Origin of the sequence: Virgibacillus sediminis (assembly GCF_042643265.1) — a bacterium.
Classification (GTDB): domain Bacteria; phylum Bacillota; class Bacilli; order Bacillales; family Amphibacillaceae; genus Virgibacillus_O; species Virgibacillus_O sediminis.
This window is the reverse complement of the sequence record NZ_JBHRRZ010000035.1, coordinates 1-25,063: the sequence shown is the minus strand read 5'-3', so window position 1 is coordinate 25,063 and position 25,063 is coordinate 1. Positions and strand designations below refer to the sequence as shown.

General features: G+C 47.4%; 20 protein-coding genes and 1 pseudogene. 15 read left to right on the top strand and 6 right to left on the bottom strand.

The window, feature by feature from the left end; genetic code table 11:
- The first annotated feature begins 326 nt into the window (after nt 1-326).
- Nucleotides 327-2,234 (top strand): FUSC family protein, encoded by a 1,908-nt coding sequence (locus ACFODW_RS13470; protein ID WP_390307291.1) that lies wholly within the window; start codon nt 327-329, stop codon nt 2,232-2,234.
- 263 nt (nt 2,235-2,497) lie between these two features.
- Complete coding sequence (locus tag ACFODW_RS13465) at nt 2,498-3,799, top strand: M20 family metallo-hydrolase (protein WP_390307290.1); 1,302 nt, start codon at nt 2,498-2,500, stop codon at nt 3,797-3,799.
- A 74-nt stretch (nt 3,800-3,873) separates the two neighbouring features.
- Here ACFODW_RS13465 and ACFODW_RS13460 read toward each other — a convergent pair whose 3' ends face one another.
- Nucleotides 3,874-5,193 carry a short-chain fatty acid transporter gene (locus ACFODW_RS13460; protein ID WP_390307289.1) on the bottom strand — a complete coding sequence of 440 codons (1,320 nt, stop codon included), beginning with the start codon at nt 5,191-5,193 and terminating at the stop codon, nt 3,874-3,876.
- A gap of 434 nt (nt 5,194-5,627) precedes the next feature.
- Between ACFODW_RS13460 and ACFODW_RS13455 the strand changes: the two genes are divergently transcribed.
- From ACFODW_RS13455 to ACFODW_RS13445, 3 genes are read left to right on the top strand one after another with little or no spacing between them, the layout of a single operon-like run.
- The gene (locus tag ACFODW_RS13455; protein ID WP_390307288.1) at nt 5,628-6,254 is read left to right on the top strand and encodes a metal-dependent hydrolase; all 627 of its coding nucleotides are present in this window, start codon (nt 5,628-5,630) and stop codon (nt 6,252-6,254) included.
- Between the two features lie 51 nt (nt 6,255-6,305).
- Nucleotides 6,306-6,794: a hypothetical protein gene (locus ACFODW_RS13450; protein ID WP_390307286.1), complete on the top strand. Its 489-nt coding sequence runs from the start codon at nt 6,306-6,308 to the stop codon at nt 6,792-6,794.
- A 41-nt stretch (nt 6,795-6,835) separates the two neighbouring features.
- On the top strand, nt 6,836-7,138 hold the full coding sequence (locus tag ACFODW_RS13445; protein WP_390307285.1) for a hypothetical protein: 303 nt from the start codon (nt 6,836-6,838) through the stop codon (nt 7,136-7,138).
- A gap of 47 nt (nt 7,139-7,185) precedes the next feature.
- Here ACFODW_RS13445 and ACFODW_RS13440 read toward each other — a convergent pair whose 3' ends face one another.
- From ACFODW_RS13440 to ACFODW_RS13430, 3 genes and pseudogenes are all read right to left on the bottom strand, one after another.
- Nucleotides 7,186-8,415 carry an EAL domain-containing protein gene (locus ACFODW_RS13440; protein WP_390307284.1) on the bottom strand — a complete coding sequence of 410 codons (1,230 nt, stop codon included), beginning with the start codon at nt 8,413-8,415 and terminating at the stop codon, nt 7,186-7,188.
- Nucleotides 8,416-8,564: 149 nt separating this feature from the next.
- Nucleotides 8,565-8,681, bottom strand: coding sequence for a DUF1657 domain-containing protein (locus ACFODW_RS13435; protein WP_390307283.1), 117 nt, complete (start codon nt 8,679-8,681; stop codon nt 8,565-8,567).
- 164 nt (nt 8,682-8,845) lie between these two features.
- Nucleotides 8,846-9,358, bottom strand: a pseudogene (locus ACFODW_RS13430) (DUF421 domain-containing protein); the annotation flags it as partial.
- A 156-nt stretch (nt 9,359-9,514) separates the two neighbouring features.
- Here ACFODW_RS13430 and ACFODW_RS13425 point away from each other — a divergent pair.
- From ACFODW_RS13425 to ACFODW_RS13395, 7 genes are all read left to right on the top strand, one after another.
- Nucleotides 9,515-9,856, top strand: coding sequence for a DUF4363 family protein (locus ACFODW_RS13425; protein WP_390307282.1), 342 nt, complete (start codon nt 9,515-9,517; stop codon nt 9,854-9,856).
- A gap of 320 nt (nt 9,857-10,176) precedes the next feature.
- Complete coding sequence (locus ACFODW_RS13420) at nt 10,177-12,213, top strand: sigma-54 interaction domain-containing protein (RefSeq protein WP_390307281.1); 2,037 nt, start codon at nt 10,177-10,179, stop codon at nt 12,211-12,213.
- A gap of 181 nt (nt 12,214-12,394) precedes the next feature.
- Nucleotides 12,395-13,555 (top strand): beta-aspartyl-peptidase, encoded by a 1,161-nt coding sequence (gene iadA / locus ACFODW_RS13415; RefSeq protein ID WP_390307280.1) that lies wholly within the window; start codon nt 12,395-12,397, stop codon nt 13,553-13,555.
- Between the two features lie 27 nt (nt 13,556-13,582).
- A complete protein-coding gene (gene nhaC / locus ACFODW_RS13410; RefSeq protein ID WP_390307279.1) occupies nt 13,583-15,031 on the top strand; it encodes a Na+/H+ antiporter NhaC in 1,449 nt (482 codons plus the stop codon).
- A gap of 371 nt (nt 15,032-15,402) precedes the next feature.
- Nucleotides 15,403-17,058, top strand: coding sequence for an ATP-binding protein (locus tag ACFODW_RS13405; protein WP_390307278.1), 1,656 nt, complete (start codon nt 15,403-15,405; stop codon nt 17,056-17,058).
- Nucleotides 17,051-17,782, top strand: a complete 732-nt coding sequence (locus tag ACFODW_RS13400; protein ID WP_390307276.1) for a response regulator — start codon at nt 17,051-17,053, stop codon at nt 17,780-17,782. Before ACFODW_RS13405 ends, ACFODW_RS13400 begins: the two co-directional genes overlap by 8 nt.
- Before the next feature lie 134 nt (nt 17,783-17,916).
- Complete coding sequence (locus ACFODW_RS13395) at nt 17,917-19,257, top strand: CitMHS family transporter (protein ID WP_390307274.1); 1,341 nt, start codon at nt 17,917-17,919, stop codon at nt 19,255-19,257.
- Between the two features lie 51 nt (nt 19,258-19,308).
- On the opposite strand, the gene ACFODW_RS13390 is transcribed toward ACFODW_RS13395, so the two are convergent.
- Both ACFODW_RS13390 and ACFODW_RS13385 read right to left on the bottom strand, forming a co-directional pair.
- On the bottom strand, nt 19,309-20,346 hold the full coding sequence (locus tag ACFODW_RS13390; RefSeq protein ID WP_390307273.1) for a M14 family zinc carboxypeptidase: 1,038 nt from the start codon (nt 20,344-20,346) through the stop codon (nt 19,309-19,311).
- A gap of 179 nt (nt 20,347-20,525) precedes the next feature.
- Complete coding sequence (locus tag ACFODW_RS13385) at nt 20,526-21,383, bottom strand: YitT family protein (RefSeq protein WP_390307272.1); 858 nt, start codon at nt 21,381-21,383, stop codon at nt 20,526-20,528.
- Nucleotides 21,384-21,542: 159 nt separating this feature from the next.
- Between ACFODW_RS13385 and ACFODW_RS13380 the strand changes: the two genes are divergently transcribed.
- From ACFODW_RS13380 to ACFODW_RS13370, 3 genes are all read left to right on the top strand, one after another.
- Nucleotides 21,543-22,055: a cupin domain-containing protein gene (locus ACFODW_RS13380; RefSeq protein ID WP_390307271.1), complete on the top strand. Its 513-nt coding sequence runs from the start codon at nt 21,543-21,545 to the stop codon at nt 22,053-22,055.
- Nucleotides 22,056-22,395: 340 nt separating this feature from the next.
- Entirely contained in the window at nt 22,396-23,568 is a 1,173-nt protein-coding gene (locus ACFODW_RS13375; protein ID WP_390307270.1) for a hypothetical protein, read from the top strand.
- A 13-nt stretch (nt 23,569-23,581) separates the two neighbouring features.
- Nucleotides 23,582-24,826, top strand: a complete 1,245-nt coding sequence (locus ACFODW_RS13370; RefSeq protein WP_390307269.1) for a metal-dependent hydrolase family protein — start codon at nt 23,582-23,584, stop codon at nt 24,824-24,826.
- Nucleotides 24,827-25,063 lie beyond the last annotated feature (237 nt).

Here is a 25,063-nt window from a genome sequence, read left to right as displayed (position 1 = left end):
TCCTTATCCACGTCAAATATAAGTTATGAATAAAATAATACCGTAATGATTACGTTTTGTAAATAGTAATCGTTACGGTTTGTTTATGTTTATGTCTATGTCCGCATAGGTGTGTTGAATATTCTGGTACAGGATAAACTGTACAAGCTGAAGCAGCGGATCGGGGGAGCGCGACCCATCGACCTCAAGCCTTGACCCATAATCATAGGCCATCAACCCCTCTTCAGAAACCCGCTTATTTTGATGGGATGGAAAAAAGGGCGTAAAATGGAGGGAGTGTGTCACCATTTTATATATAAAGTTTTATCAGAAAGAGGAGCTGCTACATGAGTAATTCTAGTGATCATACATTTTGGACGGCTGTTAAACAGGCCTTTGAAATCAAGAAAGTGCCCTTCCCATGGATCAAAGCTATTCTGGCCGGAATCTGTGCGGGTACCCCGATTTTTCTCGGCCTGCTGCTGGGAAACTTCCAATACGGCATGTATGGCAGTATCGGGAGCTTTACCTTTTTATATATGTTCAATGAGCCGCTTGCCCAGCGTGCCAAAAAGCTGTTTTTCGTCGCTTTGGGGTTGGCTGCAGCGGTCGGGATTGGTACATTGCTAGCTCCGTACCCCCTTGCAATGGCAGTAACGGTCGGCTTCATCGGGGCGTTTGTCACGTTCCTTTTCGGGACGTTGAAATTTCCGGGGCCGGATGCCATCTTCTTTGTGTTGGCGTTTACCATCGCATCTGCCATGGATATCAACCCGGCGGAAGCACCAATCCGTGCCGGACTGGTATTTCTTGGCGGGATGCTGTCCTGGGTGGTCGCCATGTCCGGCTGGTTTGTAAGCCGCCGGGGGCCGGAAATCAAGGCATTGAAGGCTGTCTATAGTGAATTGGGTTCTTTGCTTGATTCGGCAGGGACAGAAGCATTTGGCGAGGCAAGAGAAAAAACGCTCCAGCAAATCAAAACCACTGGCGACACCCTGTCTGCCGGGTATATATCCTGGGACAAGTCCGCGGAATCAAGGAAGTTATACTATTTATATGAACAGGCAAACCATATCTTTTCCGAAGTAGCCGAGTATCAGGTGCTGTATGGGAACCGGGTCCCTAATGAATTCAGTGAGGCGGTTCACCGTGTTGCTGAATCGATCGATAAAAACAGATCGATTCCGGAACGGAAAGAGTATGAAGAATATCCGATGCTCAAACGCCTGGCAGACCGCCTCAAGGAAATAGCAGAGGTCCTGGAAGATCCCCAAAAGGCAATAGAAAAAGAAATTCACTTTAGAAGGCCGCCGCTTCGATCTTTGTTCGCCGGGGCCTTGCATAAAAATTCCATCGTGTTCATTTCGTCGCTTCGCAATGGCTTCGTTCTGACTATTGCTGCACTGATCGCCTTTTCGTTTGACTTTGACCGTGCCTATTGGATTCCATTGTCCTGTGCCGCTGTGATGATGGGGACGACGGTAATGACCACTTTCCATCGGGCCATTCAGCGTTCGGTCGGAACAATTATCGGGATATTCATCGCCAGTATCCTGCTGTCATCCCAACCGGATGGCTGGATGATCGCCATCATCATTGTACTCCTGACGTTCGGGGCAGAGATGTTCATCCCGCGGAACTACGCCCTTGCTGCATTCTTTTTTACATCGACAGCCATCTTTATGGCGGAAAACTCCACCCAAATTTTTGATGTCGGAGTATTTGCGACCATCAGGGTTACCGATGTCCTTATCGGCTGTTCCATCGGTTTGCTCGGCACGTTTCTGATTGGCAGAAGATCCGCATCCAGCAGGCTCCCGCATCTGCTGGCCAAAACAATCCGCAGCCAAATGCAACTGTTGGTTCAGCTGTTTTCCGACAATCAAGATAAAGAGGCTGTAGAAGACAGCGGGGACATGCGCAAGATGCTGACCAATCTGAATAATCTCGATCTTGTCTACTCGACGGCATTGGGAGAAATACCGCGAAATAAGCGTATCCTGAATCATCTCTGGCCGATTATCTTTTCCGTCAAACAGCTAGGATACCTGCTCGAAGCTGCAGCTAAGCGCCCTGACCGACCGATCCTGACAGATGTGGACATGGCTCAGCTGCTGCTCATCTTTGAAAGGATGGCCCAGGCAGCCAAACAAAGACATTCTCTTACAACGAGAAAAGTCCCTGAACTGCCAGGTCACCCCCATATCCAAAAAGAAATTGCCGACCTCCAGGCAGCATTGCAGTTAAGAAAATAAAGAGCCGCCCGATGCCCCACTCGGGCGCCAGCACCTCCCACTCGGGCCGCACGCACCGCAACTCAGGCGCCACCACCTTGCACTCGGGCCGCACCCACGCACACTCGGGCGCCATCACTTCCCACTCGGGCCCCAGCGCCTCCCATTCGGGCCGTACCCACCTCACCACACATCTCCCATTCTCTGTTATAATGAATTTGTTTATAAAAATCGGAAAAGGGCGGTGTTAGGCATCGGCCTGTTACATAGGGAGGACGACGGAGATGACAGGGAAGTTTCATTTGGAAGAAATGCTGCTTAAGGACTATGACGACAGTGAGGATCGGGATGGTATCTCGGGCGCCAGGCTGGCGAAAAGGCTGGGGGAGCTGTCAAAAATCGGCCTGACGGAAGACAAAGGATCGAAACGGCCTGGGTTCTCACTGGAGGAACAAGAGGCGAAGGAACTGGTGAAATCCTGGATGCGTGAAGCTGGATTGGAAGTGCGGCAGGACGGGGCAGGCAATGTATTCGGCCGGCTCGCCGGAAAAGATGATTCCCTGCCGGCTGTGTTGAGCGGTTCGCATGTAGACAGTGTGCCGAATGGCGGCCATTTTGATGGGCCGCTCGGGGTTCTGTCCGCTCTCGAAGTGGCCGAAGCATGGAAAGAGGCCGGGTTTCAGCCGAACAAGCCATATGAGGTGGTCATTTTCAGTGATGAGGAAGGCTCCCGTTTCCATGGCGGCTTCAACGGCAGTGAAGCAATGATGGGAGAAATTGATATCGAGGAGAAAAAGAAGCAGAGTGATAGTGAGGGCCGGAGTTTTACAGAGGTTGTGAAGGATGTCGGCCTTTCACCGGAGAGTTTCTTGGAGGCGAAACGGAACCTTGAGGAGATTGACATGTTTGTTGAGGTCCATATTGAACAGGGGAAACGTTTGGAGAAAGAAAACCTGCCATGCGGGATTGTTACTGGAATTGCGGGCCCGTCCTTTTTGGAACTGACATTTACCGGGAAGGCCGGCCATGCAGGCAATACCCCGATGAATGACCGACAGGATCCCCTGGTTGCGGCCAGTGAATTCATTTTTCAGGTGAACCAGCTGCCAGGAAAAATCAGTGACTCGGCAGTTGCTACAGTTGGTAAAATGCATGTCGACCCGAACGGCGTCAATGTAATCCCTGGCAAGGTGGCCGTCTTCGTCGACATCCGGGATATTGCCGAGAGTACACGGGACACGCTGTTAAGCCAGGTGGAAGGACTCGCCAACAGCATCTCCGGCAAACACGGCATTGAACTGGAAAGTGAGGAAAAAATGCGGATCACTCCAGTACCGATTGGGGAGGAGGTCCAACATCAGCTCGAGCAGGCAGTGGAGTCCAATGGTATCCGTCCATACCGGCTGCCGAGCGGTGCCGGCCATGATGCTATGATCATCGGTACAAAGCTTCCGATCGCCATGCTGTTTGTGAAGAGCAAGGATGGTGTCAGCCACAATCCTGCCGAATGGTCTGATCTCAACGACTGTGTAAAGACCGTCCATGTACTGAAAACCTTCCTCGAAGGCAAAGTAAAAGAAGCGTAAAACTCTGATTTCTACCTATATAAAACTGCCTCCAGCGGCGAGCGATTCAGCCACTGGAGGCAGTTTTCCATTATCTACAAGAATAATAGAGCGAGGGTGATCGGGATGAAACTGTAGAACAGGATCATCACACAGAAGCCCATGATGTCCCGAACCTTCAAGCCGGCAATGGCTAGAACGGGCAGGGCCCAGAATGGCTGGATCATATTGGTCCAGGCATCTCCCCAAGCGACGGCCATGGCAGTTTTCGCCGTACTGACGCCAATTTCCATGGCGGCAGGAATCATAATCGGACCCTGTACGGCCCACTGTCCACCCCCGGACGGGACGAAGAAGTTGACAAGGCCCGCGCTTAGAAAGGCGAATAGCGGATACGTGAACTCAGTGGAAAAGCTGAGAAACCACTCGGATATCTGCTGGGACAGCCCAGAGGCAACCATCATGCCCATGATCCCAGCGTAAAATGGGAACTGCACAATAATGCCGGCAGCATTCTTCACACCCTTCATGACGGTATCCAGGAAACGCTTTGGTGTCCGGTGAAACAGGATGCCGAGAAAAAGGAAAATGAAGTTGACGATATTAATATTCAAGTCGAACCCATTCATTGCAAAATGATAGAAGATGTAGGCAAGACCCATGATTCCAATAAGAAGAGAAACGGTCTGACTGTTCTCCAACCGCTCAGCCGGAGTGGATGGCTGCACTCCCGTATGGATCTCCTCTTCCTCCTCTTTCCACAGCGAAGCATCCGTGTTTCCTAGTGGGTCGCTTCCTTTCATTAAGTACCGGTTAAAGAATGGCAGCGTGACAACCAGGAACAGGACAATGAAGATATTAAACGGGCTGAACAGTGTTTCCGTAACAGGAATTGTCCCGATGGTATCTTCTAGAAAATGCCCTGGTGTCGCCAGCAATAAAGGAATCGAAGCAGAAAAACCTCCATGCCATACAAGCATCCCGCTGTAGGCGCTCGCGATTAGAAGCCGGTAGTCCACCGACGGAACCCTTTTTGCTACATGGATGGCAAATAATGCACCAACTACTAATCCGAATCCATAGTTGATCAGGCAGGCAACCAATGCAACAAAGGTAACAAGCATGATCGCCTGTACAGGTGTCTTCGCCAACGTGCTAAGCCTCCCCAGTGCCCGCCGTATCACAGGCGCACTGGCTAGAATATATCCGGTGATGACTACAAGGGACATCTGCATGGCGAAGGCCAGAAGATCCCAGAATCCGCTGCCCCAATGGTCGACCATCTGCACCGGACCACTGTCTGTGAACAAAATCCCTGCCACAAATACAACAAACGTCAGGATGACCGCAAACAAGAAAGCATCGGGCAGATAACGCTGAATCATCCGATCAAAAAAACCAGTGAGTGCTTTCATCGTATTCCCCCTTATTCAAATTTTGACATTTTTCGAACACAATAATGTACATAATACCATAAGATTCACTATATTGAAATTATATGTCCAGGCTATAAAAATAGCCCTTTTTTCTTGGATACTAGTTAGTTACGGAGAAAACCTTGCCTTGCTTCCCTTTTTTATTGGCACCTCTACCGGCATCTATCCACTCCTCTATCTTGAAATTTAACAACTATCCTGGAAAAATGACGCTAAAATGGATGCCAGACTGCCTTTTTCATAGAAGTAAGACCCTCGAGCACAGGGATGGATTTTTCGATTATATCACCGGGCTTGCAGAGAAGGCGTCATCCGTCCATGATTAACCCATAATTTTTAAAACAGAACGTATGTTTACCATAACCCCTCTTGTTCCTGTATAATATGAAAAAGCAGGAAGGGGGGAACGCAACATGAAGGGAACAACACATGCAATGATCGGGGGCGCTGTGGGCTTCGGTGTTGCGGCCTATTATGGGGCCGAGCCGATGGACAGCGTCGCTTTGATCAGTGCCAGCATGATCGCTGGGCTATTCCCAGACCTGGATACGGGAGGCAGGCTTTCGAACCGGATCACTCTCCCATCGGAACCGTTGAAAATTGTCCTGAGCTTTGTTGCTTTATGGCTTGTCTATTACTCATGGGCAGAGGGGATTGGTGCCGACCGGGCTATCGGCATCGGTGTCGGCATGCTTCTGTTTTTCTTTTCCCGAAAGATGTCGGAGAAAATGATGCTTACCGTCACCGGTGCCGGTGTCATTCTGCTTGGGGTGGCCATGAATGTTCTGTGGCTCATCTTGCTTGGCGCTTATGTCGTGCTTGCCTCGCTTGTGCCACATCGGTCTTACACCCATTCCGTGCTGGGTCTCGCTTTCTTCAGCTATATCAGTTATTTATTTTCGATGGATGTGCAAATCCACGGCATGTTTTATGCCTGCATGCTCGGCTATGCATCCCATTTAGTCGGCGACTCTAGATGGGTTCCAGGCAATAGAAAAGGCGTAAAGCTGCTGGCGCCATTGACAGGCCAGCAATTTTAACCAATACATAGGGCAGCCATCTGAAAGGTGATAGCAGGTGGCTGCTTTTTTATGGAAGAAACGATGAAACTTCCCCCATCCTTCCACGTCTTGATTCACGGGTCATCGGCGGATCCGGATGCCACCGAGCGCAATCGTCGCGGTAATGATATGACATGGGAGGACGTAGTGGAAGACTTCCCACAGCTGGAGGGGTCGGAACCTTCCTGGAACTATTATACTTATGAAAATCAATATTGGAATTATGGAGTGAATCCAGGGTTTGATGTCAACCGGGATTTTAACCCGAATCTGGATTACACGCCGCAGCCGGATGATTTCCCTAACGATTCCTCTCAGCCTGGCTGGTTCATCACCCCAGAAGCCCAAACCATCCGTGATGTGTATAAAGGCCTGCAGGAAGAGTACGGTAATGTGCATGTATTCATCGACCTGCACCACCAAGGGGAATATGTGGTAGAAGGCACCGATGATCCGGTGACACTTTCCTTATCCGGCGTGTTCATTCCTGAATCTGAAACAGAAGAGGGAGGAAAATAGAAGCATAAGCGGACGAGTATAATGTAGAGTTTTCCAAACAGTTGAATGTCGCTGCATATGATGCCTTGCAGGAAATGGGCAACTCGCCATTCGGCAATATCACCCTGTATCCACAGGACCTTGACCTGCCGGGAACAGCACTTGGCTCCTTTGCCATGAATGGTAGCGGAGCAGTATTGTTCGAGGTGACCGGGCAGACACAGAGCTTTGGCCAGAAGAAATTAGGCCAATTGACCAAAGCGGTGGAAACCGGGTTGTACGGCATTTTGGACAGCGTGGCCTCCGGTGAAGTACATGAGCTGGATGTAGAGGATTATGATGACATCCCCCTCACCGAACGGTAAAGACATAAGAAAAGGGAGCAGTACCAGCTGCTCCCTTTTTTTATGCCTTATAAAAGCCCTTCCTGTTCATACAGATACTCATACGGCACATCCAAGAAGATGTAGAGCTTGTTGGAAAGGGGATAGGAGTACGTGCGAATCTGTTCATCCCGCTCAATATCCGTATAAAGGTCGGAAAGAATGCCTTTTTTCTCGACATTCATGCGGATGATATTTTCAAAGAAATATGGACGCCAGCTCCAGTTCTTATGACGGCCCTCACTATAAAGTTCCCACTCGCCATGTTGATTTTTCTCCGCATTGGACGACAGCTGGATTCCTTCTTCATTACAGATGTACACCCGGAATGCATAACGGCTGCATGTCTTGCCGACAGCTAAAATCGTTTCATCGTAGGAAACATCAGCCGTTACATTACTCAGTATCGTGTGGAACTGCGAGCTGATCAGGTTGGCGAGCTCCATCTGTGCCTTCACTTTTCTCTTTTCAAATGTGACAAAGTGGTGGAAATCCTCCTTCATCCGCTCCTGTACGCATTCTGCATCTACATAGGCAGAGTCCGCCCGCTTCAAATAGCTTCCCTGATAGAACTGTCCGCCATTCCGCCAGGCATAATTGAGTTGCTGGAAACTGGAGATTTCCTTAAACAGCAGGGTGGAACCGATCTTCCGGGACAGCGAGGCAAGCGACTGATGCACCTCTCGGTAGAGATGCGGCATCAGATTGTCCTTTAGGAAGTTTGCATCCACTTTTACCACATGTGGGCGCACTTGTGCCATCCACTCCAGATTGCCGCTCCGCTGTCCAACATCATCCACCGCTATCTTGAGCCCAAGGGCTTTCATATAATTGAACATCGGCCGAAGCTCTTCAATCCGGTTCACAATAAACTCTTCTTTCAGCTCCAGATAAATTCTGCTGATATCCAGCCCCAAATCTATGTAGGATTCCAGCTGGGCCATTAATGTCTCACCATTATCCCTGGCAAGGAGCCGTGCATCATAGTTGAAAAATAAGTATAACGACTGGTCCGTCTTCCTAAAGGTCTCGAGTGCTTTGTGTTGAATGATGGAACTTAACTCTAGCTGAAATTCATCCGGGATGGAAGGATCCTCGAAAAACCAGTCGAGGCTTCGTATATCATCTTCCTGCATCTGAAAATAAGGCTTCACCTCATAGCCGACGACAAGCTGCGTATCCGCGCTGATGATCGGTTCGTAATGGGGGACCACCTTTTCCTGATGCAGCATGATATCCAATGGGTCCAAATCATCCACCTCCGCAATTTACTATACCCTATATTATATCACAGGGGGATTTGGAGAGTGACAGCTTTTGGCTGGAATAGGGATCAGGCATACTGGGAAAGGAATAATCAGTGTGTATGTGATGAATGGGGCACAATAGCACCCTCACGACATCTTGTTCACCCGCCCCTCATATACCCCTCCACCTCATCCAGCATTTTCTGCAATTTTTCCGCCTGATCAGCATACATGGTCTTGGCCTGGTGATTCTCTGTCTGGAGTGCATAGTTTTCCAAGTCCGCCTGTATCTTCTTGAGGGATGCTCCAGCAAGGACCGCTCATTTACGGCCTGCTTTTTCTCCATATCTTTATAAAGGTCCACATACATTTGCCCTTTGGAATCAATTTGTGCAATAAAGACATCGTTCAGTTCCTGTGCACCCTGTTTCTCAATTTCCCCCAGCAGCCAGGAGGTGGAATAGCCGAGCTTCGACAGACTTTTATTCAGCACCCGGCCATCCATGATGACGATTGTCGGACCATGCTCATTTTCGACGGGAATTCCCAGAGTGCTTGGCGTTATTGGCTGTTTATCTGTCTTTTTCATAATGCTTATTTCTCCATTGGTTTCAAGGATCGCCATTTCTACATCGGAAATTTTGAAAATTCCCTTCTCACGCAGCTGCAGCATCAACTCATCGACAGTCATTCTGTTTTTCCGCATATTTTTATCCAGAACCTTCCCCTGTTCAATGACGACAGCCGGCTTGCCATCGGTCAGTTGGGAAAAGGTACGGTTTTTCATTCCCAGGTAGGCAAGGACGATAGGGAAGAGCCCCCAGATAACGAGGGCACCCAGCCCATTGGAAATCTTTACATTTTGGTCCACCGACATCGTGGCAGCAATCGATCCGATAGTGATGCCTACCACATAATCAAAAAACGTCAACTGCGCAATCTGCTTCTTGCCCATGAGCCGTGCCATCAGCAGCAGGACAAGGAAGGACCAGATAGAACGAATCAGAATCAGTACGATCTCGGGCATAGAATCTCCTCCAACTAAAGATGGAAGCTTTTCATATTATTGGGCAATATAGGAATAACCATGCAGGCGAACGGGGTGAAAGTTATGGCAGCACTGAGAGTCCTGGCCTCCGTCTGGCTGTTGATCCTTATGTCCGGATGTGCGGGAGTGCTGGGAGGAGATATTTTTTTCGACCAAGTAGATAAGCTGGAAAGCTCTCTGGAAGCCTCCGATTGGAAAAAAATTGAGAAGGAGGCGGACGAGCTGAGGAAGCTGTACAAAGAACACCGCTGGAAAATCCAGCTGATCGGAGACGAAGGGGAGTATGAAGGGTTATATGAAGCCGTCAGTAAATTGATAGCCGCCGCAAAGGAAGAAGATTCCACGGAAACCAGGGTGGAACTGGCAAATGTACACCGGCTTCTCGAGGATATATATTCGCTGTGATGGAGCGGGGGGACCTCCCCGCTTCTTGCTGATCCTAAAGGAGGAGAATATAGTCTTATGTTCTCTTTGTGAGTGTTAACAAATCAGATTGCCAGTCATGGATAGAATGCCAGTCGCTCTATGGAAGCTATTAAACTAAGGATACAAACTAATATATCCGTGTTTCTTTAAGAAAAAGGTAGCAAATAGAGACATTTCCATAAGGCAAATCTTCCCTTAGATGAATATTTGCTATTTGAAAATTGACTAAATCTTCTTGTTGAGGGATTTCTGAAGGTGTAAAGTATGAAGAAACAATGAGTTAAGCAGGGGGCATGATCATGAAGAATCCTGTTATCTTCGTTATGACAAAGGAAGTCAGTCTATATTATACTTTTCGAGATAAAGTGAAGGAAATATTCGGTAACCATATACAATTACGCAGCAATCATTTTCCTCCAGTAGATTTAAAAGAAGTGGACTTAATTCTCTGGTCGGGAGCTGATGAATTATATCATGACTTAGTAGATTCTAACACCATTAAAGCACCTGTTATTACAGCAAACCGGACGGTGGATTTTAATAAGCTTGAGAGGCTATTTCAGCTCAAACAAGGCACCAGATGTCTGCTTGTCAGTAATACCGAGGAAGGCGCGTATGAATCTGTCGATCTTTTAAACCGACTAGGCTTTGATTACCTGGATATAACTCCATTTTCAAATGATATGGAAGTTCTTCCGGAAGTGACAAATATGGATGTGGCCATTACTTATGGATTGGCCCATTTGGTACCTGATGGGGTCAAACAAATTATAGATCTTGGCAATAGGAGTTTGGACTTATCAACCCTTTTTGAAATAGCCAAGGAGTTGAATCAGGACTTAGAGCACGCTAATCATATGACAATGGATTATGTAAAAAACTTTGTCCGTATAGGGAAGGAACTTGCCGCGTTAGCCGATGAACAGCGCTATATAAATTCTCAGCTTGAAGCTGTGCTCGATGCCGCCCAGGAAGGAATTATCTTTGTAAATTCAGTTGGCAAGATCACATTAATTAATGATCAGGCTAGCAGTATTCTTGGGATTTCTGAGAAAGAAGCGTATTCACAGCATTATACGGATATTATTCCGGCCTTTCCTATAGAAGAAGGAAGTAATAGAGTACAAGAGACACAGGAACGCATGGTAAGAGTTAATGGGAGAGATCTTTTAACCATTTTAAATCCTATTACAGTTAGTGATAAGTTTTTGGGTTCCGTTGTGATATTTCAGGATATTTCCCACGTACAGAGGCTCGAACAGGAAATTCGCAGAAGAAAGTCAGATGCCGGTTTAATCGCTAGGTATACATTCGGCGATATTATGGGAATGAGCGATCGTTTGACTGAGACTAAGAAAATGGCGAAGCGAATGGCTGGAACAGATCTATCAGTATTAATCACTGGAGAGAGTGGAACGGGAAAGGAATTATTCGCTCAGGCTATTCATCAAGCCTCCTCAAGAAGGAACGGCCCTTTTGTTGCAGTAAATTTTGCCGGACTGACAGAATCTATTGCTGAAAGTGAGCTTTTTGGGTATGAAGAGGGTTCTTTCACTGGAGCGAGGAAGGGCGGAAGAATGGGGCTATTTGAATTAGCACAGCACGGAACGCTCTTTTTGGATGAGATTGGAGATGCCTCCGAAAAAATACAGGCATCCATCCTCCGGGTTCTCCAAGAGAAGCAGGTAATGCGCGTAGGGGGTAATAAAGTAATCCCGGTTGACATACGGATCATAGCTGCAACCAATAAAAACCTCAATAGGATGATGGAGAATAAGGGATTTCGGGAGGATTTATTTTATAGGCTTAATCAGTTGCCTCTCAGGATACCTGCATTACGGGAAAGAAAAGAGGATATTCATTCTTTAATTGAGTACTTTCTAAGAAAACATTCTATCACGATGAATTTCACCTCAAAGATGGTGGAAGAGATTGAAAGGTATAACTGGCCCGGAAACGCTCGTGAATTAGAAGCGTTTATCCATTACCTCTCCGTGACCGTGGAGGGCAATGAAGCGGATCTTGACAGCATGCCTCCACAAATGAAGGAAGAGTTATTGGGAGAATCAAGTACTAATCGGGCTATTCAATATTTAGAGAAAAAAGGTGACCTCCCAGTGTATAAGGAAATTCTCGAGTGTTTGGCTCTTCATAGTACGGTCAATAGAGGAATAGGGAGAGCTGCCTTGCTTCCTATGATTCAAACTCCTTTAAGCGACAGCCAGCTCCGTACAAAACTTCAAATCTTAAAAGAGAGCAAATGTGTTGTAACTGGTGTTAAGAAGCAGGGAACGAGAATTACAAATCTAGGTTTAAAAGTTTTAGAGGAGTTATAGGATTTAATAAATTTAAAAAAATAACCTAAATGTATATGCCAACTCTACTAAGTGGGATTATAAAAGCTTATTGGAGTTGGCATGTTTTTTGCATATATTCATTAATAGAGAATGGAAGGGGATGTGCTATCTAGAGTTGTAGTATATTGTAAGTTTCATGGAAAAGGAGGAGAAGAATAGAGTGTTAACTTTAATAAAGAACGGAGAGATTTATGCGCCTGAATACATAGGTAAGAAATCTATCCTGATAGCTGGAAGAGAAATCATGAAAATCGGGGATGTTGATGAAATTTCGTTAGGCATGGCAGGAATTGAATTAGAAGTAATCGATGCTGAAGGTGCCCTTATTACCCCGGGGTTTATTGACCCGCATGTCCATTTCATTGGGGGTGGAGGAGAAGGTGGTTTTGCAACTAGAACACCGGAGATTCAATTAAGTGATATGATCAGCGGTGGCATTACTACAGCAGTGGGGGTGCTTGGTACAGACGGGACTACTCGTCATATGACTTCCCTGCTAGCGAAAGCCTTCGCGCTTGAGGAGGAAGGAATAACAACTTTCATATATACGGGTAATTATCACGTCCCTACTCCTACTATTACGTCCACTGTCAAAGACGACATTATCTTAATCAATAAAATCCTGGGTGCGGGGGAAATAGCCATTTCTGATTCACGCTCTGCCCAACCGACCATAGATGAATTGGCTAAATTGGTAGCCGAGGCAAGAATAGGAGGGCTGCTCAGTGGGAAAGCCGGAGTAACTCATTTTCATGTAGGCCCTGGTAAAGGATATTTGTCCCCCCTTCATAAATTATTAAAGGACTATGAAATTCCTCCTTCCAATATCTATGCCACCCATATTACTAGAAGCCGGGAATTGATGGATGATGCCATTGCTCTATCCAATGATGGAGCCTTTGTAGATATAACTGCCGATGACAGTACGGGGAAATGGATTAGCTATTTTAAGGAAAACGGGGGATGCATGGGGCAATTAACCATTTCTTCTGATGGGAATGGAAGTCTACCGAAGTTTGATAAGGATGGTGACTTAATTGGTTTCGGCGTAGCGAGTACGCAGACTTTGTATAGACAATTCGTATCATCCATCCTGGAATACGGTATGAAGGTAGAAGAAGTGCTTCCTCTTATAACCACAAATACTTCACGAGTTCTGCACCTTCCCCAAAAAGGAAGTATCCAAGTGAAGGCTGATGCTGACATATTGATCCTTGATAGGGAGACGTTAGGAATCAGAGACGTGTTTGCAAAAGGGCAGAGAATGATAGCGGATACACAGTTAGAAGTCGTTGGCGCTTTCGAAACACTGGAAAAATAGATTGCATTAAAAAATGGAGGCAAAATTATGGCTAGAAGACCAAATATGTTTGAAGCTTTTTCACCTATTGTAGTTATGTTGTTGTTATTGGCAATTGGTTATGGGGTTTTCGGATTTGCTCCTGAACCGCTATTAATTCTAGCATCTGTATATGCTGGTATCATAGCAGTTCGTCTGGGTCTTAAATGGAATGATATGTTGGAAGGAATACAGGAGAAAATAAAACAGGCAATGCCTGCGATTCTAATACTAATTTCTATTGGTATTTTAATTGGGACCTGGATGATTTCCGGCACGATTCCAATGATGATATATTATGGTTTGAGAATTATCGATCCAACATTTATCATCTTTATCTCTTTTGTAGTGGCCGCGATAATTTCGGTGGTTACCGGAACTTCCTGGGGGTCAGTTGGAACAGTTGGTGTTGCTTTAATGGGAATTGCCACTGGGCTCGGAGCGAGCCTCCCTGCTACAGCGGGTGCTATTGTAGCCGGTGCTTATTTTGGAGATAAGTTATCTCCATTGTCTGATACAACCAATCTGGCTCCAATCGCTGCAGGGAGTGAACTATACGAACATATTAAACATATGCTATGGACAACTTTCCCGGCAGCTATCATCAGTATGATTATCTATTTTGTAGTAGGACTGAACCTATCTTCACCTGAGGTGGCGGCACCAGAAACGATGAACTCTATGCTGGAGACCCTTTCGCAAATGTTTGATTTCAGTCTATGGCTGCTCCTCCCGCCTGCAATTGTGCTATATGGCTCTTTTCGTAAGAAGCCGACTCTTCCCGTTATTATTATATCTTCATTTGTAGCCGCTTTATTAGCGAAGTTACTACAAGGATTCAGTGCAGAGAATATCTTTGCTTCTACGGTATCAGGTTTTAACGTGGAAATGGTTAACCAACCTGGTTTTAATCCGGAAGGGGTGATTTGGGAAGTGACCCGCCTCGTGAATCAGGGTGGGATGGAATCTATGACGGGTGTAGTTCTAATTGCCTTCAGTGCATTTGTGTTCGCAGGTATAATTACCAAATCTGGATCTCTTGAGGTTATCATAAATGCATTAATGAAGATCGTTAAGCGGACAGGAGACCTTGTTCTCTCCACAGTCCTTTCCTGCATAACTATGGCTTTGGTTACAGGAAACTCTTATCTATCCATCATTGTACCTGGGGAAATATATAAAGATACTTATAAAGATAAAAGGCTGCACGCAAAGAATCTTTCCAGGACACTTGAAGATTCGGGAACGGTCGTTGTTCCTCTTATCCCTTGGTCTTCTGCCGGTGTCTTCATGGCAGGAACTTTAGGCGTCCCAACACTTAGTTATGCACCATGGGCTATATTATGTTATATAGGGTTCATATTTGCCATCATTTTGGGATACACAGGTATAGGGATTGCAAAACTGGGAGGACCGCCCGAGCAATTAGAGGAAGAAAAAGAGATTAAAGCACAATAAGATACAAAGAGAGGCAGCTGCTATATGGCAGCTGCTTTTCTTTCTTAAAGTTATCCATTAAATATAATGGAGAATTGACTAAACCTTATGCTACCTTCCAGCCTCACTCGGGCCGCACCCGACTCCACTCGGGCGCCACCCCACCACACTCGGGCCGTCCCCATACCACTCGGGCGCCACCCCACCACACTCGGGCCGCCCCCCATACCACTCGGTCGCCAGCCCCCGCACTCGGGCCCCGACCCACACCACTCGGGCACCAACCCACCCCCAATATCAACTCAAAAACAACTACATTACCCTTCATAATCTGTTAAAATGATTCTATGTTTTTTTATTCGGAATTTTAGACAGAAAAGGGGCAGGCGCATATGGCACAACATACCAACGATGGTTTTCTGCAATCAAATAATCCTGGTGGAAGGCTAAGTCTGCGAGCGAAGATGATCGGACTGATTAGTCTGCTGTTGATAGGTGTGTTTGTTATTTTTGCCATGTTCCTGTATCCATTTATTTCTGACACCATGGAGGAGCAGATTGGCAAGCGGGCATTGAGCGTGGCGCAGAGTGTTGCGCACATCCCTGAGTTGGCCGACGCTTTTGAAAGGGACGAGCCGGCTGCGGTGATTCAAGATATAGTGGATCCCATTCGGGAGGAAACCGGGGCGGAATTCATTGTCGTAGGAAATGAAGATGGCATTCGCTATTCCCATCCAAACCCGGACCGGATCGGTGAGGAAATGATCGGTGGAGACAATGATCGTGCATTAAATGAAGGAGAATCTTATACGTCGAGAAGCATTGGTTCACTTGGCCTGTCCATTCGCGGCAAAGTCCCGCTCCGCAATGAAGCAGGAGATATCATTGGTGTGGTTTCTGTTGGTTTTCTGGACTCGGAGATCCGGGAGACGGTTTGGGACCAGAGCAAACCATTATGGGTGGCCCTGATTTCCATTATTCTTCTAGGCATCGCGGGGGCTATAGCCATTGCACATTATTTGAAAAAATTGTTGTCTGATATGGAACCAGAGGAAATTTCCCATCTGCTGTTGCAAAAAGAGGCAATTCTGCAATCGACACATGAAGGAATCGTGGCTGTGGATCAATCGGGATTGGTGACCATGATGAATGCAGCGGCAAGAAGAATTGTCCTTGGCGATGAAAAGCAGGCAGACCATGTATATGGGAGGCCGGTCCAAGAGATCATCCCGGAAACACGGCTGCATAGGGTGCTTCATCATGGGGAGCGGCATCATGATGAGGAAATGGTGCTCTCGGGAAATATTGTGCTGGTAAACCGGATGCCTGTCTATGATAGAGAAACGATTGCCGGTGCAGTGTCTACCATCCGTAGGAAAACAGAGCTGGAACATGTAACAAAGGAACTACTCCAGGTGAAGCAGTATGCGAATGCCCAGCGTGCCCAGGCGCATGAATTCTCCAATAAGCTTTACATCATCCTCGGCCTGCTTCAGTTGAACCAGACACAGGAAGCGATCGATTTTATCAAACAGGAGAAGAATATCCAGAATGAATGGTCTGCATTTCTGACCCAGCATGTCGCAGATCCCATGGTCCACGGGCTGCTGCAGGGAAAATATAATCAGGCAAATGAACTGGGGGTCCGAATGGAAATTGACCCAGGAAGCCAATTGACACATCGTCTGTATGGGAAAAAGCGGACGGCTTTTGTGACGGCCCTCGGCAACCTGCTTGAAAATGCAATAGAGGCGGTGGAAGCAGTGCCAGAGGCCAGGGAAAGGATGGTTTCTGTGTTCTTGACCGATATGGGAGATGATGTGGTAGCCGAAGTGGAAGACACGGGTGCAGGCATTGCCGAAGAGGATATAGACAAATTGTTTCAGCAAGGTTTTACGAGAAAGCAGAACGTTCACAGGGGCACGGGGCTCGCGTTGTCCAAACAGCTGGTGCAAGAAGCTGGGGGCGAGATTCTCTTGGAAGAAGGAGAATACGGCGGTGCCTGCTTTGTCGTAACGATACCAAAGGAGGGGATACAGGATGAGTGAGAAGATTCAGGTGTTGATTGTGGAAGATGATTTCCGCATTGCCGATATTCATGCGAGGTATGTAGAAAAAGTGAATGGCTTCGAGGTGCTTGGTACCGTCAAGACAGGGGAAGAAGCATTAGCCTTCCTGGCTGAAAATGACAAGAAACCGGACTTGATCTTATTGGATATATACATACCTGATGTGAAAGGACTCGACTTGCTTTGGCAGATACGGGAAACCTATCATGAAATGGATATGATCATTGTGAGCGCCGCTAAAGAAAATGAGATTATCGGGGAAGCATTGAGGGGCGGCATATTCGATTACATTGTCAAACCGGTGGATACAGAGCGGTTTGAACAATCGCTGAAAAAATACAAAGAGCATAAAGAATTTCTCGCTTCGAAGGAAACATTGGCACAAGGAGAGGTTGATCTCTTAATTAGATCCCAAACGTTTCTTCCGGCAGAGGCTTCTGCAGATGGTCTTCCGAAGGGAATTGACCCTATCACCTTAAAGGAAATCAAGACATGGCTGCAATCCCGGTCAGGGGAAGGAGTCACCGCCAAAGAGCTTGGGGAGCAGATTGGGACGAGCCGGTCAACAGCACGGCGTTACCTGGAATTCCTGGTTTCCACCGGCTTCGTTCGCACGACGTTGAAATATGGCACTGTCGGCAGGCCCGAACGCCAGTATGAGTACGATGAAACTTATGAACAAAATAGCCAATATGGAGATTAAGCAGTTAATGATAAGAAGGTTTATCCTTCTTATTTTTTGTGCTAATTTTGACAGTAATCAATTATTTACAGGTTAATTGCGAGCGTTTTCATTTTTGAAAAAGAAATGAACGTACAATGGGGAGGAGATATAGTATGTTGAGCATTATCGCTTTTCTGACCATCATTACTATTGTTATTCTATTGATCAAAGGCAAGGTCATTCCAGTGGTTGCTTTAGCCCTTGTACCGATCATCGGGGCGTTTTTGGCTGGATTCGGATTGGGGGAAATAGGCGAGTTCTTCAACGAAGGAATCGGATCGGTAATGAATGTGGCAATTATGTTCATTTTCGCGATTCTGTTCTTCGGAATCATGCAGGATGTAGGCTTATTTGATCCATTAATCAATAAAATGATTGCGCTGTCAAAGGGGAATATCATTGCAGTTAGCATAGCTACCGTCATTATCGCTGCAGTCACCCAATTGGATGGCTCCGGGGCGTCCACCTTTCTGATTACCATCCCGGCGCTTCTACCACTCTACCAGCGGTTGAAAATGAGTCCATACCTTCTGCTGCTCTTGATTGCGGGAAGTGCTGCCATCATGAATATGCTGCCTTGGGCTGGTCCGGTTGGACGGGCTGCCTCCGTTCTTGGAATGGATGTTACGGAATTATGGCAGGGGCTCATCCCTGTACAGATTATCGGCATGGTACTGATGCTCTCTCTTGCATTTTTCCTAGGGCTTAAAGAAAAGCGGAGGATTGAGCAGCGGCATAGCTACAGCATAGATGCCATATCAGCGGTAGGTGGTGGAACAGGTGTCACGTTGCATGCCGGCCAGAATGATATGGAGCAAGAGGAAGATAAAAATTCCCAATCCCTGCCAAAACTCTTCTGGATGAATGCGCTGCTGGCGCTTGGCATAATAACCCTGCTTATCACTGGCATTATCCCGGCTGGATTTGCATTTATGATCGGGGTTGCTATTGCCTTGCCAATCAATTACCGCAGTTCAAAGGAACAGACAGATCGTATCCGTGCCCACGCGCCGAATGCTTTGACCATGGCATCGATTATCCTTGCAGCCGGATCCTTCCTGGGGATTTTGACGGGAACAGGAATGCTCGATTCGCTGGCCGGTGATATTGTCACCATTCTGCCAGCATTCGTAGGACCGTATATTCACTTGATCATCGGCTTCCTAGGAGTGCCATTTGATCTGCTGCTCAGCACAGATGCATATTATTTCGCACTGCTTCCGGTGGTTGAACAGATCTCCGCAGGCTTTGGTGTAGCTTCACTGACTACCACGTATGCCATGATCATCGGCAATATTGTCGGAACATTCATCAGCCCATTTTCCCCGGCACTATGGCTGGCGCTTGGACTTGCAGGCCTGGAAATGGGTAAGCATATCAAGTATTCGCTGCCTTGGCTGTGGGGGCTTAGTATCGTACTGATGGTAATAGCGCTCGTTATTGGCGTGATCTAGACGTAAGGAAGATAAAGAAGCCGCTCCGACAGCAATCGGAGCGGCTTTCTTTTATTCGGACCGAGATTCCTGTTCAGGCAGTGTATCCCAGAAAGAGGTATCCATCTCTTCAATGGAACCGTCGGAAATCGCCTCTGCAGTGGCAGTCAATGTATTGACTGTCTGCTTGATCAGATAGCCATTGCTTTTCTGTCCAAGTACATAACTTTCATTTTCATGATCCATCATACCGCGCATTTCAAACAGCAGGGTGGAAATTCCATATTCCACTGCAATGCCGTTGCGGCTGATGGTTTCAGCAGAGCCGCCTGCATATTTGCCGAGATGCCCCCAGCCGGTGCGGTCGATTTCATCAAACACCACAGCGCCCAGCTGTTTGGATTTCTCAACCAGGGCAGGATCTGCATTCTTGGTTGTCGGATAAAGGATGGAACCGGACACCAGCTCACCATCACGTTCGCTCTGTGCGCCTTGATGATGCAGATCGATCATATAATCAATGTCATACTTCTGCATCACATTATCATGCAGTGCCTGAGTCTCCGGCTCCTCTTTATCTACATGGTCACGGTTCAAGTCAACTCCATTGGCATTGTAACGTGTCAGGTTATACTCCCCATCCCCTACATAGTCATCCAGTGAGAAATTGACGTCACCCACGGCCCCGTCCACATTCAAGCGCGGGACAATCAGGATATTCACCCCATCCAGGACATCCTTCGTCTTATCTGTCCCAAGATGCTTGATAAATTCCAGCGTACCTTCAGTAGTAAGTGATTCATTGCCATGCTGCTGAGTCAAATACAGGATGGTCGGGTTATCCGGATCTGAAACATATTTAACCAGATGGATATCCCTGCCCTGAACCGACTGGCCGATCACCTCCAATTCCATCTGTTCCTGTTTGGCATCCTGTGTCTCGAGGAAGCTTACCAATTCTTCATGATTATGCAGAATGGATGTATTGATGGTCTCATGGCCATTATAATTCGGCCCTTCCCCGGCGGCACTCACACTCATGGAGCCGGCGGCAATCCCACTAAACACCAAGGCGCCTGCCATTGTGCAGGTGAGCAATTTCTTTTTCATCAAGCAAATCCCTCCCATTTTTAATTAACGCTTGGTGTATTCATTCGGTGGTCGAAATACTTAATCCTTCTAAATAATGGAAAATAAATCATTGTTCTTATGCACTCTTGGGAAATAGGGAAAAAGGTAATGGGAAGGAGGGAGGAGGGGGAGGCAGAAAAAAAGGCGAGGGCCTCCCCTCACCACTTCAGCATCTTCCCAGAGGGATGTGTGCCTTTATAGCCTTTCCCGAAAATTTCCTGTACCTTATGGAGGGTCACATAGGAATTCTCATCAATATCCTCAATGAGTTTCTTGAGCTGGACGATTTCCCGTTTGTTGATGACCACATATAGGACATCCTTTTCCGCACCGGTATAGCCGCCATGGGCTTCCAGTACGGTTACCCCGCGGGAGAGCTTATCGGTGATGCTTTTGCGGATGGCTTCATGCTTTTCGGACATGATCATTACCGCGCTCCGTTCCTCGGCACCCTCTAAGAGCGCGTCGATTACTTTGGCACCGACATAGACCGAGATCAATGTATACATTGCCCGCTCCCGCCCGATGATAAATGCCGAGATGGAGATGACGGCAATATCGATGAACAGCATCGCATTACCGACACTCCAGCCGAAGAAGCGGTTGGCCAGCCGGGCGAGAATGGTGGTGCCGCCCGATGTCCCGCCGGCCCGGAAAATAAGGCCGAGGCCAATTCCGACTGCCAGCCCGGCGAACAGGGCAGCAAGCAGCTTATCCTCCAGCAGTTCTCCCCACCCTACCGTAATATGCAGAAACACGGAAGATAGGAAGATGGACAAAATGGTATAGAAGATGGTTCGTTTGGTGAAAAAACGATAGCCCAAGGCGACAAGCGTTGTATTCAAAATAAAGTTGACCACGCCGGGGGACCATCCGAACAGATAATAGGTGACGATGGTAATCCCGATGATCCCGCCTTCGGACAGCTGATTGGGTATCACGAAATAATTGACACCCAATGCAAATAGGAACGATCCAATAATAATAAAAATGATATCTCTTACATGATGTTGCACAGCTATCCCTCCGCTCTTTTCCTTTATCACATACATCAGTCTATCTCACTTTCGGCAAAATGGGAACCATGCGAGCTAAACGCCGCCGGGCCGTGCATGGGTAGCGGATGAATTGGGTATAGATTTATTAGAACGATAGTGAAAAGGAGGATGGTGACGATGGCAGATGTGAAGACAGTAATGTTTGAAAGTGACGGAACTATTCCGAACAACCCAGTGCTTCCCGTTCTGGTTTACCAGGGAGCCTTTGAAGAGCATCCACAAGAGATAGAGGATGCTTTCAACCGTAATGGATGGACAGGCAGCTGGACAGGCGATGTATTCGATTATCATCATTATCACACCAATACCCATGAAGCGGTAGGCGTCGTGTCTGGCAGTGCAGACCTCCAGCTCGGCGGAAAACAGGGCGAAACCTACCGGGTAAAGGCGGGCGATGTTGTTGTCCTCCCTGCCGGCACTGGCCATAAGAAACTTCAGAACAGTGACGACTTCCAAGTATGCGGGGCCTATCCCGAAGGCCGTAGCCCAAACCTGAAAACGGGAAACCCTGCAGAGCATAATGAGGATCTGCAGGAGATCCGTTCTGCCAAGCAGCCGGCGCCATCCAGTGACCCGGTGTTTGGGGAGGACGGTTTGACCGTCCTGCTTTATTTTTTTATAAACTTATAAGTTCCGCGAATGAATAACAGGATTTTAAGGATACCTAATAACAGAGCCGTCTCCAGTTAGAAAAAAATATTTATCCAATTTTTTCAATCAAAGGGGAAATATATTGAAAAATCCCACCCCCGACCATCCAGATAAGCAATCGCTTTCTTTGTCGATATTCCGCATATTATGTCTATTTGCTTGTTTATTTCTCCACAAAAGTACCTCAAAAACAAATATTAGCATTGTATACAATTGTCAAAAAACACTATAGACAAGCATACCTGACGGTGATATATTGGATACTGTTCTAATTTCAAAAAAAAAACAACAGTGTTTTAACATCTGGGAGGTAATGACGATGATTGATAATCCGCTAGTGGCAACAACTTTGATTTTTGCCTTGATTGCCCTTGGTGAGTGGATTTCCATTATAACAAGAGCACGGGTACCCATGCTCCTGACAGCGATGGTAGGATATTTGATTTGTGTATGGACGGGAATTTTTCCGGCCGATATTATGGAAACTTCAACATTTGCCGGACTTGGGGCTCTATTGATCGGACCCGCGATTCTACATATGGGTACGATGATTCCCCTTTCCCTGCTGAAAAGCCAAATTAAGGCAGTACTGATCGCGCTTGGCGGAGTTGTAGTTGGCGGGGGGATCGTACTCCTTGTCGTTTCGCTGATCTTTGACTATCCGACAGCGGTGGCCGGTGTCGGACCGCTCAGCGGTGGAGTAGTCGCTCTGCTGGTTACATCGGAGCGCCTGACCGAGATCGGGCTTGCTAGCCTGGTTGTCATCCCCGCATTGGTCGTGGCATTCCAGGGACTAATGGGGATGCCGTTGGCGCTTAATTTCATGCGCCGTTATGCGGTGAGACTGCAGAAGGATATGGATGAAGGAAAGTTCATCCCGCTAGCCGGACCAGAATCAGAAGAAGTTGCCACAACGAAGGAGGAGAAGCCGGCAGGGCCGATCCGTTCCAGCATGACCATGAAGCTGTTCTTCGTGTTCCTCGGAGCATCCGTCGGGATCATGCTTGGCGAGGTAACACCGATTCACTATACATTATGGTGCCTTGCCATTGGTATTGCCGGGTTGAAATTTGGAATGTTTGAAGCAAGGACCCTGGAGAAAGCGAACTCTTTCACCATGACCATGGTTGCCATCATCTTCGTGGTAATCGGGAGCATGGCGGGGGTGACGCCGGTCGATGTATGGGATAACCTGCCGAGCATCCTGGTGATCCTGATTCTCGGTACATTCGGCATCTCGCTTGGCGGCTTCATCATGTCCAAGCTGGTCAAGTGGCATCCATATAAAGGAATGCCGGTAGCACTAACGGCCCTCTTTGGTTTCCCCGGCGACTATATCCTTTGCGAGGAAGTGAGCAGGAGTGTGGCCAGGAATAAAAAAGAGGAGAAGGCCATCTTTGACGAACTGATGACACCGATGCTGATTGGCGGCTTCACCACGGTGACCATAGCATCGGTCGTGGTAGCAGGAATCCTAGTACAAACATTATAGGAGGTATTTTTACATGAGCAAGAAAATCATCAAGAACGGACTATTGATCGATGGAAATGGCGGCGAACCGAAGAAGGACCAGGTTGTCGTTACCGATGGAGGAAAAATTGTCTATGTCGGGGCGGAGAACGGATATACCGCTAACGGAGATGAGACAGTCATCGATGCGCAAAGTGGTACCATCATGCCGGGGCTGATTGACTCCCATGTGCATATGATGATGGAATTTTCCCCGATTGCTAAGCGTCTGGAGACTCCTTTTTCCTTCATGTACTATCAGGCGGCCAAATACCTGGAAACTACCCTGAAGGCGGGCATCACTTCCGTAAGGGATGCACTTGGAACAGATTTAGGCGTGAAAAAAGCAGTGGATGACGGATTGATTTCCGGCCCAAGGCTGCAGCTGAGCATAAATGCATTGACCATCACCGGAGGACATGGCGATGGGTATACGGTGTCAGGCAACTCCATCGATCTGCTGCCGAATGATTATCCAGGCATGCCGAACGGGCGCTGTGACGGCGTAGCGGAAGTCCGCAAAAAGACCAGGGAAATGCTCAGAGCCGGCGCTGAGGTCATCAAGGTGCATGCGACAGGCGGCGTTCTTAGTGCTACCGATCATCCGGAATTCACTCAGTTTTCGGAAGAAGAGCTGCGGGCGATCGTAGAAGAAGGGCGTTTCCGTAAAGGTGTCAAGGTTATGGCCCACGCACAGGGCGCAGAAGGCATCAAGAATGCTGTCCGTGCAGGCATCCATTCCATCGAGCATGGTATCTTCTTGGATGATGAGGCAATTGAGCTGATGCTAGAAAACGGAACCTACCTTGTACCGACACTGCTGGCACCAGTAGCTGTTCTGGAGACGGCAGAAGAGGCCGGTATGCCGGAAGCATCCGTCCAGCAGTCCAGAGAAGTAATCGAGAAGCATAAGGAAAGCTTTACTAAAGCCTATAAGGCAGGCGTGAAAATTGCCATGGGAACGGATGCAGGTGTTTTCAAGCATGGTACCAACCTGCGTGAACTCGGTCTGATGGCAGACGGCGGAATGAGCCCGTTGGAAACCATCACCGCTTCCACAAAGACAGCCGCAGAATGTCTGGGCTGGGAAGATAAGGTCGGCACCCTGGAAGAAGGCAAATTGGCTGATGTGATCATCACCAAAGGCAACCCGCTGGATGATATTTATTCACTAGCTGACAACGATACGATCCAAGTCGTTGTAAAAAACGGAGAAGTAGAGAAAAATACATTGGCCTAATGGCTGAAAAGGGGCCCCGTCGGAAATAACGGGGTCTGGTACCTACTAAACAAAGCTTTAATTTTGTGTACCATAGATATATACCAAAAAGCACTGCAGGATGCAGTGCTCAGGCTGTCGAGAAAGTTCTCGACAGCCTTATTTTTTGTCCATTTTTCTAAAATTCATTTTCTTTACATGTTATTCTTAAGATAGAATTTCCAAAGGCGGTGATGAACTTGTTTCAATCCATGAAAG

Coding starts and splice junctions, on each gene's coding strand:
- ACFODW_RS13425 (WP_390307282.1), top strand. CDS start 9,515: ATGGCAGCACTGAGAGTCCTGGCCTCCGTCTGGCTGTTGATCCTTATG.
- ACFODW_RS13375 (WP_390307270.1), top strand. CDS start 22,396: ATGATTGATAATCCGCTAGTGGCAACAACTTTGATTTTTGCCTTGATT.
- ACFODW_RS13465 (WP_390307290.1), top strand. CDS start 2,498: ATGACAGGGAAGTTTCATTTGGAAGAAATGCTGCTTAAGGACTATGAC.
- ACFODW_RS13470 (WP_390307291.1), top strand. CDS start 327: ATGAGTAATTCTAGTGATCATACATTTTGGACGGCTGTTAAACAGGCC.
- ACFODW_RS13390 (WP_390307273.1), bottom strand. CDS start 20,346: ATGAAAAAGAAATTGCTCACCTGCACAATGGCAGGCGCCTTGGTGTTT.
- ACFODW_RS13395 (WP_390307274.1), top strand. CDS start 17,917: ATGTTGAGCATTATCGCTTTTCTGACCATCATTACTATTGTTATTCTA.
- nhaC (WP_390307279.1), top strand. CDS start 13,583: ATGGCTAGAAGACCAAATATGTTTGAAGCTTTTTCACCTATTGTAGTT.
- ACFODW_RS13455 (WP_390307288.1), top strand. CDS start 5,628: ATGAAGGGAACAACACATGCAATGATCGGGGGCGCTGTGGGCTTCGGT.
- ACFODW_RS13450 (WP_390307286.1), top strand. CDS start 6,306: ATGGAAGAAACGATGAAACTTCCCCCATCCTTCCACGTCTTGATTCAC.
- ACFODW_RS13400 (WP_390307276.1), top strand. CDS start 17,051: ATGAGTGAGAAGATTCAGGTGTTGATTGTGGAAGATGATTTCCGCATT.
- ACFODW_RS13460 (WP_390307289.1), bottom strand. CDS start 5,193: ATGAAAGCACTCACTGGTTTTTTTGATCGGATGATTCAGCGTTATCTG.
- ACFODW_RS13420 (WP_390307281.1), top strand. CDS start 10,177: ATGAAGAATCCTGTTATCTTCGTTATGACAAAGGAAGTCAGTCTATAT.
- ACFODW_RS13405 (WP_390307278.1), top strand. CDS start 15,403: ATGGCACAACATACCAACGATGGTTTTCTGCAATCAAATAATCCTGGT.
- ACFODW_RS13380 (WP_390307271.1), top strand. CDS start 21,543: ATGGCAGATGTGAAGACAGTAATGTTTGAAAGTGACGGAACTATTCCG.
- ACFODW_RS13370 (WP_390307269.1), top strand. CDS start 23,582: ATGAGCAAGAAAATCATCAAGAACGGACTATTGATCGATGGAAATGGC.